This is a genomic window from Vitreoscilla massiliensis, from assembly GCF_001457815.1.
GTDB lineage: Bacteria > Pseudomonadota > Gammaproteobacteria > Burkholderiales > Neisseriaceae > Vitreoscilla > Vitreoscilla massiliensis.
Window position 1 is genome coordinate 1,148,521 of record NZ_LN898221.1, and the last position, 16,044, is coordinate 1,164,564.

The following is a 16,044-nucleotide window of genomic DNA, read 5'->3' on the forward strand; positions in this document are numbered from 1 at the left end:
CGATAAACGATGACACCTTATTTACAGGCCGCTTAGCTCGCTTGTTGCATCGCAATAGAAAAACCGTCATGGTTTTTTGAATGGTGATATAATGCGCGCTTACAAAAAAACGATTAGATTTCAACGAGATTATGAGCAAACAAATTCGCAACATCGCCATCATTGCCCACGTCGATCATGGCAAAACCACTTTAGTGGACCAATTATTGCGTCAATCAGGTACATTCAGCGCCCACCAACAGGTTGACGAGCGCGTGATGGACAACAATGACATCGAGAAAGAACGCGGCATCACCATTTTGGCAAAAAACACTGCCATTGACTATGAAGGCTACCACATCAACATCGTCGACACTCCGGGACACGCGGACTTCGGTGGTGAAGTAGAACGTGTATTGGGCATGGTAGACTGCGTGGTTTTGTTGGTTGACGCACAAGAAGGCCCTATGCCTCAAACCCGTTTCGTGACCAAAAAAGCTTTGGCTTTGGGTTTGCGTCCTATCGTGGTTGTGAACAAAATTGACAAACCAGGTGCACGTCCTAGCTGGGCCATCGACCAAACATTTGAATTGTTTGATAACTTGGGCGCCACTGACGAACAATTGGACTTCCCTATTGTGTACGCTTCTGGCTTGTCTGGCTTTGCCAAATTGCAAGAAGATGATGTCTCTGACAACATGCGCCCACTGTTTGAAACCATTTTGAAACACACTCCAGAACCAGCTGGCTCTGCCGATGCGCCGTTGCAATTCCAAATTTCACAATTGGACTACTCAACTTATACAGGCCGCTTGGGCATTGGCCGCATCTTGAACGGTCGCATCAAACCCGGCCAAATCGTGTCTGTGATGCAAGCCGATGAGCAAATCGCTCAAGGTCGTATCAACCAATTGTTGGGCTTTAAAGGCTTGGATCGTGTGCCTTTGGAAGAAGCTGGCGCCGGTGACATCGTGATTATCTCTGGCTTAGACGACATCAACATTGGTGTGACCATTGCCGAAAAAGAAAACCCAGTTGGCTTGCCTATGTTGTCTGTAGACGAACCTACTTTGACCATGGACTTCATGGTGAACACTTCGCCATTGGCCGGTACTGAAGGCAAATTTGTGACTTCACGCCAAATCCGTGAACGCTTAACGCACGAATTGTTGACCAACGTGGCTTTGCGTGTTGAAGACACTGAAGACGCTGATATTTTCCGCGTATCAGGTCGTGGTGAATTGCATTTGACCATTTTGTTGGAAAACATGCGTCGCGAAGGTTATGAATTGGCCGTTGCCAAACCTCGCGTGGTGTACAAAGACATCAATGGCGAAAAATGCGAACCTTACGAAAACCTGACCGTGGACATGGAAGACAACACCCAAGGCGCGGTGATGGAAGAATTGGGTCGTCGCCGTGGTGAATTGGTGAACATGGAAAGCGACGGCAAAGGCCGTACCCGTTTGGAATACAAAATTCCAGCACGCGGTTTGATTGGTTTCCAAGGCGATTTCATGACCATGACTCGCGGTGTGGGCTTGATGTCTCACGTGTTTGACGATTACGGTCCGGTTAAAGCCGACATGCCAGGTCGTCACAATGGCGTATTGGTATCGCAAGAGCAAGGTGAAGCCGTGGCTTACGCTTTGTGGAACTTGGAAGACCGTGGCCGCATGTTCGTGAGCCCAGGCGACAAAATCTACGAAGGCATGATCATCGGCATCCACAGCCGTGACAACGACTTGGTGGTCAACCCATTAAAAGGCAAAAAACTGACCAACGTGCGTGCCTCTGGTACTGACGAAGCGGTTCGTTTGACCACACCGATGAAATTGACTTTGGAAAGCGCGGTTGAATTCATCGATGATGATGAATTGGTGGAAATCACCCCACAATCGATCCGTTTGCGCAAACGCTATTTGAGCGAAACTGAACGCCGTCGTCATTTCAAAAAATTAGACTAAGCCATGTGCGGTCTGTCTTTATGTCAAAGCGTCCTGTAAGGGACGCTTTTTTTATCGCAGTAACTTAATTTAAACCAGATTTACCCAGTATTGGCTTGTAAAGCCAGTGCTTGCATCCATGTAAGCGATACTTAACAGATTCCGATGGGAACCCTCAACACCATGATCAAAAGCTTGGGCAAATTTTTATTGGGTTTGGTTTTGGGCGTGGCCGCGCTGGTGGCCGCGTATTACGCGTATTTCACCTACACAGGCAACAGCAAACTCGCGCAAAACCAACTCAACACCGTCAGCCGCGAAGGCATCGTCACCCAAATCCACGAGCTCAATCGTTTGGAAACGATGGCGTTTCACATCGACACGGTGGTGAAATCCGAAAAAGAAGGCACATGGTACAAATTGTGGCAAGACCATGAAAAAGGCTTGTTTGTGGTGAAAGGCCAAGTCATTGCGGGTGTGGATTTGTCCAAACTCACGCCCAGCGATGTCACCGTGTCTGCCGATGGCAAACAAGTGGCGATAGATTTGCCGCCGGCCGAAATTTTCACCATTTCCTTGGCCGACATTCAAATGTACGACTACCAACGCGGCTGGCTTAACCCCGAACCCGTTAACCCAGAAGTGTTGACGCAAGTGCAAAGCGTGGCGCGCAGCCAAGTCAAACAATCGGCCTGTAAAGCCGAGATTTTAAAACTGGCCAACGACAATGCCAGCAAACAAGTTGCGAAATTGTTTGAATTAACTGGTATTAAGGTCTCAGTACAAGCGGGTATCGTGCCTTCATGTTAAACTGAGCTCAGCATATATCAATATGACATATTTTTATGTCATTTAACCAGCTGAGACAGGCCGCCATGTTACTTCCAGACGACCAGCCCAAATTTGATTTACATCCCGACCGCTTACGCGCCTTGGCCATCTTATTGAATTTGCCCACGCCCGCCAAAGTCGATGGCGCATCGATTTTGTTTTTGGGCGTGAGTTTGGGTGCCAACTTACTCGCCTTGGCCAGTGAATACCCGAAGGCCAAATTCACCGCTGTTTGCCTGAACTCCAATGATGCCAGCCAATTACAGGCCGCTTATACGCATTTGGGTTTGAACAATATCCAATGGCACTTGCAAGACGGTTGGTTTGCCAGCGACGCCACGCCACGCTTTGATTACATCTTGTGCCATGGCTATTACAGCTATTTGACCGATGAAGCCAAACAAACCTTATTGCAAAACATTCGTCACAGCCTCAATGATAACGGTTTGGCCTATGTGGATTACCTGATCGAACCGGGTTGGCAAGCGTTCACCACCTTGCAACACCTGATCGTCAACACGTGCGATTTTGCCAACAAACCCAGCCTAGAAGAAATCAACCGCGGCATCAATTTGGTTTATGCCAGCCTGCCGGCGCACAGCCCGCTCAAAGCCAGCATTGAGCACATCGTGCCGCGCATGGACATGCGCCACCATCCGGATTTGAATGGCTATTGGCCTTTATTGCCGGCGTTTGCCGACACCACCGAACAATTCATCAGCCGTTTGCATCAAGCCGATTTGGGCTATGTGTGCGACAGCGACCTCACCCGCTATTATTTTGATTCTTTAAGTGAAGCATTGCTGCAATTGAGCGGCCACGACATCCACTTGCGTGAGAATTTGTACGATTTGGTGCACCAACAAGCCAGTCGTGCCAGTTTCATCTTGCCGATAGATACTTTGTTAGGCTTTCGCATTCCCACCCAGCAAGACTTGAGCACTCGCATAGGCAGTTTGCACATTACCGGCCATTTTGACCTCAATGCCGATAAAAGTGCGTGGATGAATGTCGATGTTGCCGGCATCACCATCGTCGCCAGCCCGTTTAACAATATGTTGGTAGACTCGATTAACCGCGTCTATGCCGCCGACAGCACTTTATCGGTAAGCAAACTGTTGGAAGTGATCAGCACCAAATTCAAACACGTGGCCGACATTGATTTGCACGCACAAAAATTGCTGACCGACATGATTTTGTCTGGCATGGTGCAGGTGCGCAGCCAGCGTCATAACGGTTTTTTACATCGCAACAAAATGCTGTCTTTGCACCGTTGGCGCATGCAACACAATCCCTACCTCACCCCTGCCAATAAATGGTTACAGCCGTGGTCGGAACAAGACATACAGGCACAACTGGACAGCAATCGCGCCGCTTCCATACCGGACTGATGCTTACAGTCCATGAACTTGGCCGCCAGCTCTGTTAAAATGGCGGTCTATTGATTCTGTGGACGCTTGCTGTGAACGCTTTATTACCCGATACCCGCCCTTTCCCTACCGATCCAGTCAAAAACGATTTGTTGATGTACGCCGGCCAAATGGCACAAAACCCCAACAATGCCCAAGGCAAATTGGCCGCCGAACAATTGCGTAACCAAATTGCCACCATGTTGTTTGAGCGCCATATCTTAGGCCTGTCTGTGGCCATGTCCATGGCCGCCAATCCAGCGGTATACCAACAATTGTGGCTGTCTTTGAATGAAGTCTTGACCTCGCAAAGCGAAGACGAAACTCAGTGGATTGCCTTGCCTGTGGTGTTGGTAGCCGGCAGCAAACAAGCCATGACGCTGACCAATGCGACTCCCGTTGCCGCCTTACAAGCCTTCTTTGCCCAATACCCACAATTTGCCGCTTTGCAAGACGCCACGTGGTTGCCACATTTGGTCGACGGCTCTGAATTGGCCGCCATCAAGTCTGACAAATGGTTTGCCGCCAAAGAGTCTGCAGCGGCAGCGGCGTCCTTGGCCGAAATCTTGCCTGCGGCCAATTTGCACTTTACTGCCGGTCAAGAAGTGGTGGTGGTGTATGCCTTGGCTTATGGCTCTCATGCCTTGAAACAGGTGTTGGGTTTGGCCTTGCAAGATGCGGCCATGCCGTTGATGCAATTGTGGACCGAACACTTCCACGGCAATGGCGCCACCGTGTTCGCCAATCCCATGCAGCCTATGACTCCGATGATGGCCTTACAAGATGCCTCAGCCTTGCGCACACGCATGGCTTTGGATGTGTTTGCCGCCAATGCCATCCGCGCCATCCGTTTACAAAGCCCACGCGCCGGCGTGGTGGTGGCCTCGCAAGCCGGCGGCAAAATCCTGTTTGGCTTCAACGCCACCGATGCGGTGATGAGTTTGGCACCACAAGTGTTCACTTGGACTTTGGCATCTAATGATGACATGGATTTGATTATGGCCAATTTCATAGATTTGATGGTGGAATGCCAAGTGGAACACATCCGCGTGTTGCACGAAGCCTTGCCTGAGGGCACGGAATTGCCGGGCTATGCCAAAGCTGTGGACATGCTCAGCAGCAATCCGCTGTTCCCACAAACCCATTAATCCTGTTTACAGGCCGCATCTTGGTATCGCTACCATTAAGATGCGGCCTGTAAACCCTATACTTCATCTATAAAGGCTTGCGATGCAAAACATCTTATTTGTGTGTTTGGGCAATATTTGTCGCTCACCGATGGCCGAATTCATCATGCGCGATTTATTGCAGCAACAAGGCTTGTCCGCACGTGTGCAGGTAGACAGCGCCGGTACTTCAGGTTGGCACGACGGCGAAGACATGCATGGCGGTACTGCTGAAATCTTGGATGAGATGCACATCAACAGCAGCGGCTTTCGCAGCAGCAAGGTCAAAGCCAGCGATTTTGAGCATTTTGATTTTTTGGTGGCGATGGACCACGACAATTTGCGCCAACTCGAAGCCTTGTTTGGCGTCCATCCCGATAAAATGTTTGTCATCACCGATTTGGTGCCCGAATTGGGCTATCACGGCGTGCCCGACCCTTGGTACACGCACGACTTCAATGAAACGCGCACTTTGTTACAGGCCGCTTGTCAACAATTGCTGCACAAACTGTGATTTCTTTCGAGTCTTTACACACTCATGCACAAATCTGGCTTTCAAATAGACTTTTTACATTTAAAATTTAAGCCTTAATGCGGCTGATTTGTGGTCTTTCCCCCTTACAAAACCATTAACCGATTCAGTGACCACTCGGTCAAGAAACCAACCAGCACGGCAGCAACACACAGTCTGAATCTGCCCTACCAGACCCAGGGCTTCCTTCTTAACCGTGACCAAGCCGCCAGTGAACCGCCGCTGCAGAAATGAAATCCCGCTCAATCGCGTCATAACAGCCTTGCGATGAACATCACACACAAACTTGTTTCATCACAAAGTCACTGATATTAACGGGGTTTAGCGAATTTTAACGTCGCTTTTAAACCATTTTCCGGCCGATACTAACATGCAAGTCTGGCAAATATCGGCTAGAATGGCGCCTTATTCCTAGGCACAGCCTATTTACGCACTCTAATTGGAAGGATAGTCATGTTCTCTCGCAGTGTTACCATCGAAGCTTTTGACCCAGAATTGGCACAAGCCATTGCCCAAGAAGTTCAGCGCCAACAAGACCACGTTGAGTTGATTGCTTCTGAAAACTATGTGTCTCCAGCGGTAATGGAAGCGCAAGGTTCACAATTGACCAACAAATATGCCGAAGGTTACCCAGGCAAACGTTATTACGGTGGTTGCGAATATGTGGACGTGGCTGAGCAATTGGCAATCGACCGCATCAAACAATTGTTCGGTGCTGAATATGCCAACGTGCAACCTCACTCAGGCTCACAAGCCAACCAAGCGGTTTACACCTCTGTATTGCAACCAGGTGACACCATTTTGGGCATGAACTTGGCTCACGGTGGTCACTTGACCCACGGTGCGTCTGTCAACATCTCTGGCAAATTGTACAAAGTCGTGCCTTACGGCTTGGGCGCTGACGAAGCGATTGACTACGATGAAGTAGAGCGTTTGGCAGTGGAAAACCAACCTAAAATGATCGTGGCCGGTGCTTCTGCTTACGCTTTGGAAATCGATTTCAAACGCTTCCGCGAAATCGCCGACAAAGTAGGCGCTTACTTGTTCGTGGACATGGCCCACTACGCCGGCTTGATCGCCGCTGGTGAATACCCTAACCCAGTGCCACACGCGCATTTTGTCACTTCTACTACTCACAAAACCTTGCGTGGCCCACGCGGTGGTATCGTGTTGACCAATGACGAAGCCTTGGCCAAAAAAATCAATTCAGCCATCTTCCCTTCATTGCAAGGCGGCCCATTGATGCACGTGATTGCCGGTAAAGCCGTTGCCTTCAAAGAAGCCTTAGATCCAAGCTGGAAAGACTACGCCAAACAAGTGAAAGCCAATGCCAAAGTCTTGGCTGATGTGTTGACCGAACGCGGTTTGCGCATTGTTTCAGGCCGCACCGAAAGCCATGTGTTCTTGGTAGACTTGCGCGCCAAAAACATCACCGGTAAAGACGCTGAAGCCGCTTTGGGCGCCGCTCACATCACTGTGAACAAAAACGCCATTCCTAACGATCCAGAAAAACCATTCGTGACTTCTGGTGTGCGTTTGGGCACGCCTGCCATCACCACCCGTGGTTTCGATGAAAACGATACGCGTGAATTGGCACATTTGATCGCAGATGTGTTGGATGCACCGCAAGATGAAGCGAACTTGAAAGCCGTTGCTGTCAAAGTCACTGCTTTGTGCGACAAACGTCCTGTATACGGCAACTGATTAAAATAGCCTTATATATCAACAGCGTCCTGTTTACAGGGCGCTTTTTTTCAGGCAAATTTTGCAGGGTTTATTTTATTTAAAGTGAATAAACTAACTAAATTTTTAGTCTAATTGATGCATTTTGCATAATGGCATGATTAATGCTTGCCTTATCATACACACACGACACCTTCACACAGTGTCACACCACACACAAGGTTTACTACATATGCAATTATGGAAAGAATGCTCCATGCGCGAACGCATGTGGCTGATATTCTTTACTGTATCGTATGCATTACTGTATGGATTTGGCAGCATATCCTTACTCACCGTCGCGACCGCCTTCATGGGCAGCGTGTGCATGTTTTTAGGGGCCAAAGCCAAAATCAGTAATTTCCTACCTGGTGCCATCTATACTTTATTGTATGCATGGCAGTGTTACCTATTCGATTTCAAAACCGTCCTGTATCTGCACCTGTTATTCCATTTTCCTTTACAATTCGTCGGCTGGTATTTCTGGCACAAAAACCGCGTTGGCCCTGCTTCGATGCAAGAAGACATCGTGGTGCGGCAATTATTTCCACACGCGTGGATTGCGGTCTTGCTCAGCCTGATTTTGGTCAGCACGTTTTTTGCGCAAGTGGTGTTCAGCATCGGCAATGGTCAAGCAGAATTGGACATTTTGGCGTTTATTTTCAGCATCGCTGCACAATTGTTGATGATAGGCAGATTTATGGAGAACTGGGTTGCGTGGTTGTGCCTGAATGTATTTAATATAGCACTTTGGACCTATACCGCCATTACCGTCACTCCTACTTTCAGCATCGCCTATATGTGGCTTATTTTCATGGGCAATTGCGCCTATGGCTGTTACCGTTGGGTACAAATTGGCAATAAACAGACACAAATGTTTGCAGGGCCTTACAGCAAGCTGAAATTACGCAAAGTTTGACATAGCGCAACATATTACTGTTTTAATGTATTTGGCATATTTTACGGCATTGAGTTTGCTCTCAGTACCATGGAAAATAATATGTGTATCAATGATACTCATATCTAAACTATGCATTAGTAATGAAAAATAATATCAAGAAAAAGTATTAATGATTTCAAGGCACAGCAAACCGAATTCACATGCTGACAGCCGATTTGATGAAGATATGAAATTTTTTAATTGTATAAACGGTTTATTTTTGACTTTAATGGACGTTTTTTGGCACTCTAAAAAAGCACAATGAAAGCTCAATGATGAGACTAATGGATAAAATCATTCGATTTTGGCAAGAATGCACGACATTCGAAAAAATATACTGCGTGGCTTTTTCAGTCACCAGCATCGCCATATCCATTATTCAAGACGCTACTTTCATCAGCGCCCTCGCCTCCATTACCGGCATGTGGTGCGTGTTCTTGGTTGCCAAAGGCAACATCAACAATTTCTATTTCGGTGCGGTCTTCCTGGCCTTATCTGGCATCATCACCTTGCAATACGGCCTGTACATTACCTTGGCCATGCACGTCGGCTTTTACCTGCCCATGCAATTTGTCGGCTATTGGTTTTGGAAAAAGGCACCGCCGCTGTATCAAATCCACCATGAAGACATCGTGATGCGAGAATTGTTTCCACGCGGTTGGTTGGCGGTATTGATAGGCGTCATCATTTCCTCATTGATTTACATCCAGTTTTTGACCTTGTTCAACGTCCATTACTCGCAATGGGACAGCGTCACCCTCATCATCAGCATTGTTGGACAAATCCTCACCACCTTCCGCTTTGTCGAGCAATGGGTCACGTGGTTGTGTTTGGACATCTTCAATGTGATTTGGTGGTTCTTGGTCTTGTACCCGCAAAACGGCGATTTGACCATGGCGGTGATGTGGGCATTCAAACTCGTCAACGTCTTTTACGGCTGGTATACCTGGAACAAATTGGGCAAGGCGCAAACCAAGCTGGTTTCAGGCCCGTATTGCCCATATGAGCCGCAATTCACACGGCATTATTGACATGACAAACCGCGCATAAGCCGTTAAGCTGTGTTTTCGACACCCATGCTAATAAGGAGAGAAGATGACAGCTTTGCGCACCGATATTGATCCCGATGGTTTGTTGGAATATTCAGTGGTCTATACCGACCGCTCACTGAATCACATGTCACAAAAATTCCAACACATCATGCGCGATTTATCTGCCACCTTAAAACAAGTCTACCATGCCGAAGCTGTGGCCATCGTCCCCGGCTCAGGCACGTTTGCCATGGAAGCGGTGGCGCGCCAACTCACGCAAGACCAAAAATGCTTGGTCATCCGCAATGGCTTCTTCAGCTTCCGTTGGACGCAAATCTTTGACATGGCGCGTTTGCCACAAGAAGAAATCGTCTTAAAAGCACGCCAACAAGACGCCAGCAATCCCACTTCGCCTTTTACGCCGATTCCCGTTGAAGAAGCCGTGGCCGCGATACGCGCCAACAAACCCAATGTGGTGTTTGCCGCGCACACCGAAACCGCCGCTGGCATGATATTGCCCGATGATTACATCCGCCAAATCGCCGCTGCCACGCACGAAGTCGGTGGCTTGTTGGTACTCGATTGCATTGCTTCAGGCTGCATCTGGGTAGACATGCAAGACTTGGGCGTGGACGTGTTGATTTCCGCACCGCAAAAAGGTTGGTCTGCACCGCCTTGCTGCGGCATGGTGATGCTCAGCGCCGCCGGCAAGGCCGCAGTGGAAAACAGCAGCAGCAACAGCTTTGCCATGGATTTGAAAAAATGGTTGGAAATCATGCAAGCCTACGAAAATGGCGGCCATGCCTACCACGCCACCATGCCGACCAATGCCTTGGCGGTATTGCGCGATGTGATGGTGGAATCGTCAAAAATTGGCTTTGATGTATTGAAGCAACGCCAACAAACCTTGGGCACACGCATCCGTGAAGTGATGAAACAACGTGGCGTGCAAAGCGTTGCTGCCGATGAATTTGCCGCACCGGGCGTGGTAGTGTGTTTCACCGATGACGACAACATCTCCAACACCAAAAAATTCATCGCTGAAGGCGTACAAATCGCCGGCGGTGTGCCTTTGAAAGTAGACGAACCCGCCAGCTACAAATCGTTCCGCATCGGCTTATTTGGCCTAGACAAACTCGAAGACATAGACCGCTCAGTGGCCTTATTCAGCGAGGCCTTGGACAAAGTCTTAGCGAAATAAACCCACACGATATGCGGCCTGTAAGCTGCCTTAATACAGCTACAATGCTCAAACATGTTTGAATAGCGGCCTGTAAACCTTCCCTACGTTTACAGGCCGCATTGTTTGATTCTTGTGCTGATTACTAGGTATTGCTAACACAGCTTGCATTGGTAATGCAGCATCCATTCACACCATTCATTTGAGTAAGCTCCGCAGTATTATGAGTAGCGCATCCAACAAGTATTAGCATCAGCGACGGCTGTGCACGCACAAGCGGCCTGTAAGCCTCATAAAGCCTGTTGTCACGTGACATCAGCCTTGCCCTAATACCTAGGCCTCACTTAAGCGCAGCAACGCCTATCAATACAGTTCTCATCCAATTATCACCCACTTCAAGCATCAACGGCTAAGTACTGTCTGCGTCTTAGATGAACCGCCATCTATGCGGCCTGTAAATCTTAAAATCGACCACAAGCTGCCACGAGATTACATCTGGCTTGATACGCAAACATGCAGTCTATAAAACCTCCAGCACCATCGTTAATACTCACACCTTTTACATCACGACATTATCATGTGACACATAAACATGCGGCCTGTAAGACGTAACCGACCATCGTCAACGCCCTTGAAGCTTGTATGCTTTTTCGTCACCGAGTCAGGTGAGGCTGCGGCCTATCACGTTATCCAAATCACCACCCTAGGCACTCAAAGGCAGTAAATACGCGCTCGCATGTTGTATCAAGGCCTGATTCAGACGTTGCATTTTCGGCGATTGCACCTGCCAATAATGCCAATACAGCGGCACGTCCACATACGCCCCAGGCAGCAAATCCAACACATCACCTTGCAATTGCTGTTGTTGCACATCCAAAATCATGCCATAGCCCAAACCCAGCTCCACCGCCCGATAAAATGCCTGCGTCGAGGGAATCGTCAGTTGCGGGCTGATATCGGCATTGAAATGGCAAAATTCGCGCAAAAAGTCATGTTGCAAAAAGTCTTTGTGGTTGTAGCGCACCATGGGTGCAGTGCGCAAAGTCGCATGGTTAATGCCAGCAGCAAAATAGCGCTGCTGAAACTCAGGACTGGCCATCAAACGATAGCGCACCGTGCCCAAAGGCTTGGCTTCGCAGCCTTTCATCGGCGTGTCCTTAGAGGAAATCGCCGCCACTACCGAGCCGTCTTGCAATTTTTGGTGGGTAAATTCTTGGTCGTCCACACTCAATTGCAGCAAAACTTTTTCGGCCGTCGCCACCGGCGCCAAAGCCGGCAATAACCATGTTTCCAAGGAATCATGGTTGGTGGCAATGGGCGCGTGAATAAACGCTTCAGAATCGGCAAACGCCGAGGCGAATTCCTCGGCCAGCAATTTGGAGCGGCGCAAATACTGCAATAAGGCCCGCCCCGAGGCCGTCGGGCGGCACGGACGTGTGCGCTCCACCAGCGGCATGCCCAATTGCGCCTCCAAAGCGCGTACCCGTTGCGATATTGCCGACGGGGTCAAACGCAGCTCTTGCGCCGCACGTTCGAAGCTGCCGTGGTCAAGCACGGCCAACAAAGCCTCGGTTTGTTTGTTATCAAAGCGCTGCATTTTTGCCCCTAAATGAAGAAAAATTTAATCTTACTAAAATTTATTCAGTTTTGTTTCATTTATTTGCCGCTGTCGTGATAATGGCGACAACAAATCACATTTAGAAAGCACTGCAATGGTTTTTTGGCATGGTTTAATGGTGAGCGCGGGCTTGATTGTCGCCATCGGCGCGCAAAATGCGTATCTGCTCAAGCAAGGTTTGAGCAAGCAACACGTGGCTGTGGTGGCGGGCATTTGCTTTTTGGGCGACTTTTGTCTGATGTCGTTTGGCATCATGGGCGCGGGCAGTTTGTTTGCCAAATTTCCGTGGCTCAGTCTCAGTCTTGCCATCGTCGGTGCCTTGTTTTTAAGTGTGTACGCGTATCGCTGTTTCAAAAGCGCGTATACCGGCTCTTCTGCCATGCATTTACAGGCCGACCAAGTACAAAAACAAACGCGCAAACAAGTGGCGCTGATGGCCTTGGCCTTGACCTTCCTCAATCCGCATGTGTATTTGGACACGGTGGTGATTTTGGGCGGCATCGCCGGCACCTTGAGCATGGCCGACAAATGGGCGTTTTTGGGCGGGGCCTTATTGGCATCGCTATTGTGGTTTTTTGGTGTGGGTTACGGCGCGCGTTTGCTGTTGCCTTGGTTTGAAAAAGCGCGCACTTGGCGCATGCTCGACACTGGCATAGGCTTGTTGATGTTGTGGTTGGCGATAGGTTTGTACCGCTATGCCTATGTTTTAAGCACTGGAGCGGCGGCTTAAATCCCAGCACAAATGCATCTTTTGTTTGACAATGATCATTAACAGCGCAATAATAGCCGTACAAAAAAAGCGCCCCCGACAAGCGGGGGCAAACGGAACACACCTCATAAACTCCGTACTAACCGATTGCCAAGGCAGTCGGTTTTTGTTTGGTTGGCGTTAATGCCTCATGCAAATCTGCGGCAGTCAACGCCACAATTTCATTCAAATCGGTCATCAAACGGCCTTGCACCGGGCGCAAGCGGTACAGCGCTTGGCATTCCATGTTCAATGCGGCCTGTAAATCCATCCCTGTGCTCGCACACAAGGCTGATAACAATTCTCGGTATTCGGGCGACTGATACACCACTTCGCTGGCCTCAACTATCCAAACCAATTGTGCACATTGTTGGCCATGACCTTGTTCCAACAACATCACACTGGCCTGACCCGCCAAACGCAAGTGGCGTATGCTTTCAGTCACATCGGCAATCCACACACAGTAAGCGTCTTCCGCCCACACATACGGCACGTGACACACATACGGTGTTTGTGCGGCATGTCCGGTCGCCAACATCAAACGCTTGGAGTTCGCATGAATGTTGCGTAAGGTTTGTGGAACATCGTCCAGTTTGCTGTGCATGTTTGCCTCCCCTCGCTCGTTCGTTTTAAGCTTACGTGCATCATAGCCGAATAGAATTACCTTGTAAATGATAATAATTACTATTTACAAATAAATCATGACTTTTAGCGCTATCTCTTTGTTTTACCGACAATAAAAAATCCAGTTTACACTGGATTTTTAAATACATTACTCCATGCCTCGCATCGGCTTAATCAACAATGCGCTCTTCTGGCAAACGCCCAACCCAATCGCACACAAATTGCCACGCCACCCGTCCAGAGCGGCCTCCACGGCTCAAAGACCAGTTTAACGCGGCTTTGCGGGCGGTGTCGTCATACACCACATCAGCGGCCTGTAACCAATTCTCCACCGCTTGCAAATAGGCAATTTGGTCAAATGGATAAAAGCTTAACCACAAACCAAAGCGGTCGGACAAAGACACTTTTTCCTCAACCGCTTCTTGCGGATGCACCTCGCCTTTGTCGCCGGTATAACCGGTATTCTCGGCAAAATACTCTGGCAATAAATGGCGGCGATTGCTGGTGGCATACACAATCACATTGTCAGCCCGCACCGACAAACCACCGTCCAATGCGGTTTTCAAGGCTTTGTAGCCATCGTCACCGTGTTCAAACGACAAGTCATCACAAAACACAATGAATTTTTCAGGCCGGCCTTGTAACAGTTTTAACAAACTCGGCAAGGACGCCAAATCTTGTTTGTCGACCTCAATCAAGCGCAAGCCCAAATCGGCATATTCATGCAATAAGGCTTTGACCAACGACGATTTGCCTGTTCCGCGTGCGCCTGACAGCAAGGCATTGTTGGCAGGACGACCAGCCAAAAATTGCTCGGTATTGCGCACCAATTGCTTCATTTGGTTGTCCACCGCCGCCAAACGCGACAGCGGAAACGTGTGCGGCTTGGGCAAGGCTTGCAACACCCCTTGCTGCCCTACTTGCTGCCAGCGAAACGCTTCGGCCGCCCAGTTTGGCTCTTGCAAAGGCTGCGGCAGCCACGCATCCAAACGCTCCAATACCGATACCGCGCGCTTGAAAAACGTGTTGATGGTCTTAATCTTGTAATTGCTCATGTCATCCTTTCAGGACGCGGTGTGTGGCGTCGCTGTTGTGTGTTCACGGCATTGCTGCAATTGAAATTGCACCCAACGTGGGTAGATTTCGGTAGGCAGATTGTGCAATGCCAATTCAATTTTGTACGGCGTGCGCGGATTGCGGTCTAACAAGCGGGCAATGTGGTAAGCCAAAGGCTTGGTGCCCATCGGGTGCACATACACCTGAAATTGCCGATACTGCGGCTGTGCCAAAGTGTCTTGCATGTGCTTGGCGATGCGGTATTGTTTTGCAGGCAAAGCTTGCCACAAACGCGCATCTTTCTCATACAGTAAACGCTCAAAATAACGCTCACCCACCATGGTCAGCTGCTGCGACCACAACCAAATGCGTTCGTTATCGGCATTGATGCGCTCAAAGCCTTGTGCGGCCTGTAACTGCTGTTGCGCCGCATCGCCCACATCGACAATGATAAAATTCTCGGCCTGATTGCTGATGTCATCCACAAAAGACTTGGGTTTCACATGTTCAATAAAACCCGGCGCACCCAACCAAGCTTGTTTGCCCATCGCTGCGGTCTTACGACCATTGCCATCGGCGAATTGCTCGCCCTTATGCCGACCCAATAAGATACTGTCGCTGTCGTGCAGCGACACAAACGTGCCTATGCTGAGCTCAGATGCGCTAAACATGCGGTCAAAACCTTCATCGCCAAACAATTCCCGCAACATGCTCAGTTGCGCAATTTGCCTGCCCGTGCCGCATTCGGTACGCAAACGTCCGTGCACAAACGCGTCAAACGCAAGACTGTTGCGCCACAGCGGTTCATAGCGGCGGCCAAAGCTTTTGGTGGCGCGCCACCCTTGTGCTTCGCTGCCACCGCTAAAACTCAACCAACCGCTTTGCACCCAAGTAAAGCGAAAGCCACGGTTGGCAGACAATTTACGTGTCGCCTCAAACACAGCGCGTCTGACCTGCATTTGAAACGCACAGCGACTGCTTTGGCCATACAATGCGGCCTGTAAATCATGGGCGTGCCCTACTTGCAATTTCAACAAGCGTTGCGCTTGCGCCGCCTCCAAGCTCTGGGCTTGGCACACCGCCACGCTGTTAACATCACTGCCCCTATCATCGGTGGACACTGTTGCAGCGCTGGTTTGCCAACCCAATTGCTGCAATACTGTCAGTTCGCAAGCATCGGCATATGCCGCCGCAGACAAGCAAACACCGGCCCAAAACACGCCCAGTTTACACACCAGTCGTTGCAGGCCGCTGTGCATGGC

The 16,044-nt window shown here is 49.4% G+C and carries 14 protein-coding genes; 10 read left to right on the forward strand and 4 right to left on the reverse strand.

Annotated features, from left to right (window positions below; translation table 11 throughout):
• Positions 1-131: 131 nt before the first annotated feature.
• The 9 genes from typA to BN3003_RS16955 all read left to right on the forward strand — a co-directional run bounded on the left by typA (position 132) and on the right by BN3003_RS16955 (position 10,757).
• Positions 132-1,946, forward strand: coding sequence for a translational GTPase TypA (gene typA, locus BN3003_RS16915; RefSeq protein ID WP_058357788.1), 1,815 nt, complete (start codon positions 132-134; stop codon positions 1,944-1,946).
• Between the two features lie 144 nt (positions 1,947-2,090).
• Positions 2,091-2,735: a DUF4230 domain-containing protein gene (locus BN3003_RS16920; RefSeq protein ID WP_058357789.1), complete on the forward strand. Its 645-nt coding sequence runs from the start codon at positions 2,091-2,093 to the stop codon at positions 2,733-2,735.
• 65 nt (positions 2,736-2,800) lie between these two features.
• Positions 2,801-4,147 carry a class I SAM-dependent methyltransferase gene (locus BN3003_RS16925; protein ID WP_159061483.1) on the forward strand — a complete coding sequence of 449 codons (1,347 nt, stop codon included), beginning with the start codon at positions 2,801-2,803 and terminating at the stop codon, positions 4,145-4,147.
• A 71-nt stretch (positions 4,148-4,218) separates the two neighbouring features.
• Complete coding sequence (locus BN3003_RS16930) at positions 4,219-5,313, forward strand: hypothetical protein (RefSeq protein ID WP_058357791.1); 1,095 nt, start codon at positions 4,219-4,221, stop codon at positions 5,311-5,313.
• A gap of 82 nt (positions 5,314-5,395) precedes the next feature.
• The gene (locus tag BN3003_RS16935; RefSeq protein WP_058357792.1) at positions 5,396-5,845 is read left to right on the forward strand and encodes a low molecular weight protein-tyrosine-phosphatase; all 450 of its coding nucleotides are present in this window, start codon (positions 5,396-5,398) and stop codon (positions 5,843-5,845) included.
• 471 nt (positions 5,846-6,316) lie between these two features.
• On the forward strand, positions 6,317-7,567 hold the full coding sequence (glyA, locus tag BN3003_RS16940) for a serine hydroxymethyltransferase (RefSeq protein WP_058357793.1): 1,251 nt from the start codon (positions 6,317-6,319) through the stop codon (positions 7,565-7,567).
• Between the two features lie 211 nt (positions 7,568-7,778).
• Entirely contained in the window at positions 7,779-8,504 is a 726-nt protein-coding gene (gene pnuC / locus BN3003_RS16945) for a nicotinamide riboside transporter PnuC (RefSeq protein ID WP_159061485.1), read from the forward strand.
• Positions 8,505-8,809: 305 nt separating this feature from the next.
• Positions 8,810-9,556: a nicotinamide riboside transporter PnuC gene (pnuC, locus tag BN3003_RS16950; RefSeq protein WP_058357795.1), complete on the forward strand. Its 747-nt coding sequence runs from the start codon at positions 8,810-8,812 to the stop codon at positions 9,554-9,556.
• Between the two features lie 64 nt (positions 9,557-9,620).
• A complete protein-coding gene (locus BN3003_RS16955; RefSeq protein ID WP_058357796.1) occupies positions 9,621-10,757 on the forward strand; it encodes an aminotransferase class V-fold PLP-dependent enzyme in 1,137 nt (378 codons plus the stop codon).
• A gap of 682 nt (positions 10,758-11,439) precedes the next feature.
• On the opposite strand, the gene BN3003_RS16960 is transcribed toward BN3003_RS16955, so the two are convergent.
• Positions 11,440-12,333: a LysR family transcriptional regulator ArgP gene (locus BN3003_RS16960; protein WP_058357797.1), complete on the reverse strand. Its 894-nt coding sequence runs from the start codon at positions 12,331-12,333 to the stop codon at positions 11,440-11,442.
• A gap of 115 nt (positions 12,334-12,448) precedes the next feature.
• Between BN3003_RS16960 and BN3003_RS16965 the strand changes: the two genes are divergently transcribed.
• Positions 12,449-13,084, forward strand: a complete 636-nt coding sequence (locus BN3003_RS16965) for a LysE/ArgO family amino acid transporter (RefSeq protein WP_058357798.1) — start codon at positions 12,449-12,451, stop codon at positions 13,082-13,084.
• 118 nt (positions 13,085-13,202) lie between these two features.
• Here BN3003_RS16965 and BN3003_RS16970 read toward each other — a convergent pair whose 3' ends face one another.
• The 3 genes from BN3003_RS16970 to BN3003_RS16980 form a co-directional block, all read right to left on the reverse strand.
• The gene (locus BN3003_RS16970; RefSeq protein WP_058357799.1) at positions 13,203-13,706 is read right to left on the reverse strand and encodes a hypothetical protein; all 504 of its coding nucleotides are present in this window, start codon (positions 13,704-13,706) and stop codon (positions 13,203-13,205) included.
• A 190-nt stretch (positions 13,707-13,896) separates the two neighbouring features.
• Positions 13,897-14,781, reverse strand: a complete 885-nt coding sequence (locus tag BN3003_RS16975) for an ATP-binding protein (protein WP_058357800.1) — start codon at positions 14,779-14,781, stop codon at positions 13,897-13,899.
• Between the two features lie 9 nt (positions 14,782-14,790).
• Positions 14,791-16,041: a hypothetical protein gene (locus BN3003_RS16980; protein WP_058357801.1), complete on the reverse strand. Its 1,251-nt coding sequence runs from the start codon at positions 16,039-16,041 to the stop codon at positions 14,791-14,793.
• Positions 16,042-16,044 lie beyond the last annotated feature (3 nt).

Bases quoted from the DNA above. Each gene is read 5' to 3' on its own strand.
- BN3003_RS16980 (WP_058357801.1), bottom strand. From the start codon at position 16,041: ATGCACAGCGGCCTGCAACGACTGGTGTGTAAACTGGGCGTGTTTTGG.
- BN3003_RS16935 (WP_058357792.1), top strand. From the start codon at position 5,396: ATGCAAAACATCTTATTTGTGTGTTTGGGCAATATTTGTCGCTCACCG.
- BN3003_RS16955 (WP_058357796.1), top strand. From the start codon at position 9,621: ATGACAGCTTTGCGCACCGATATTGATCCCGATGGTTTGTTGGAATAT.
- BN3003_RS16925 (WP_159061483.1), top strand. From the start codon at position 2,801: ATGTTACTTCCAGACGACCAGCCCAAATTTGATTTACATCCCGACCGC.
- BN3003_RS16970 (WP_058357799.1), bottom strand. From the start codon at position 13,706: ATGCACAGCAAACTGGACGATGTTCCACAAACCTTACGCAACATTCAT.
- pnuC (WP_058357795.1), top strand. From the start codon at position 8,810: ATGGATAAAATCATTCGATTTTGGCAAGAATGCACGACATTCGAAAAA.
- glyA (WP_058357793.1), top strand. From the start codon at position 6,317: ATGTTCTCTCGCAGTGTTACCATCGAAGCTTTTGACCCAGAATTGGCA.
- pnuC (WP_159061485.1), top strand. From the start codon at position 7,779: ATGCAATTATGGAAAGAATGCTCCATGCGCGAACGCATGTGGCTGATA.
- BN3003_RS16965 (WP_058357798.1), top strand. From the start codon at position 12,449: ATGGTTTTTTGGCATGGTTTAATGGTGAGCGCGGGCTTGATTGTCGCC.
- BN3003_RS16960 (WP_058357797.1), bottom strand. From the start codon at position 12,333: ATGCAGCGCTTTGATAACAAACAAACCGAGGCTTTGTTGGCCGTGCTT.
- BN3003_RS16920 (WP_058357789.1), top strand. From the start codon at position 2,091: ATGGGAACCCTCAACACCATGATCAAAAGCTTGGGCAAATTTTTATTG.
- typA (WP_058357788.1), top strand. From the start codon at position 132: ATGAGCAAACAAATTCGCAACATCGCCATCATTGCCCACGTCGATCAT.
- BN3003_RS16975 (WP_058357800.1), bottom strand. From the start codon at position 14,781: ATGAGCAATTACAAGATTAAGACCATCAACACGTTTTTCAAGCGCGCG.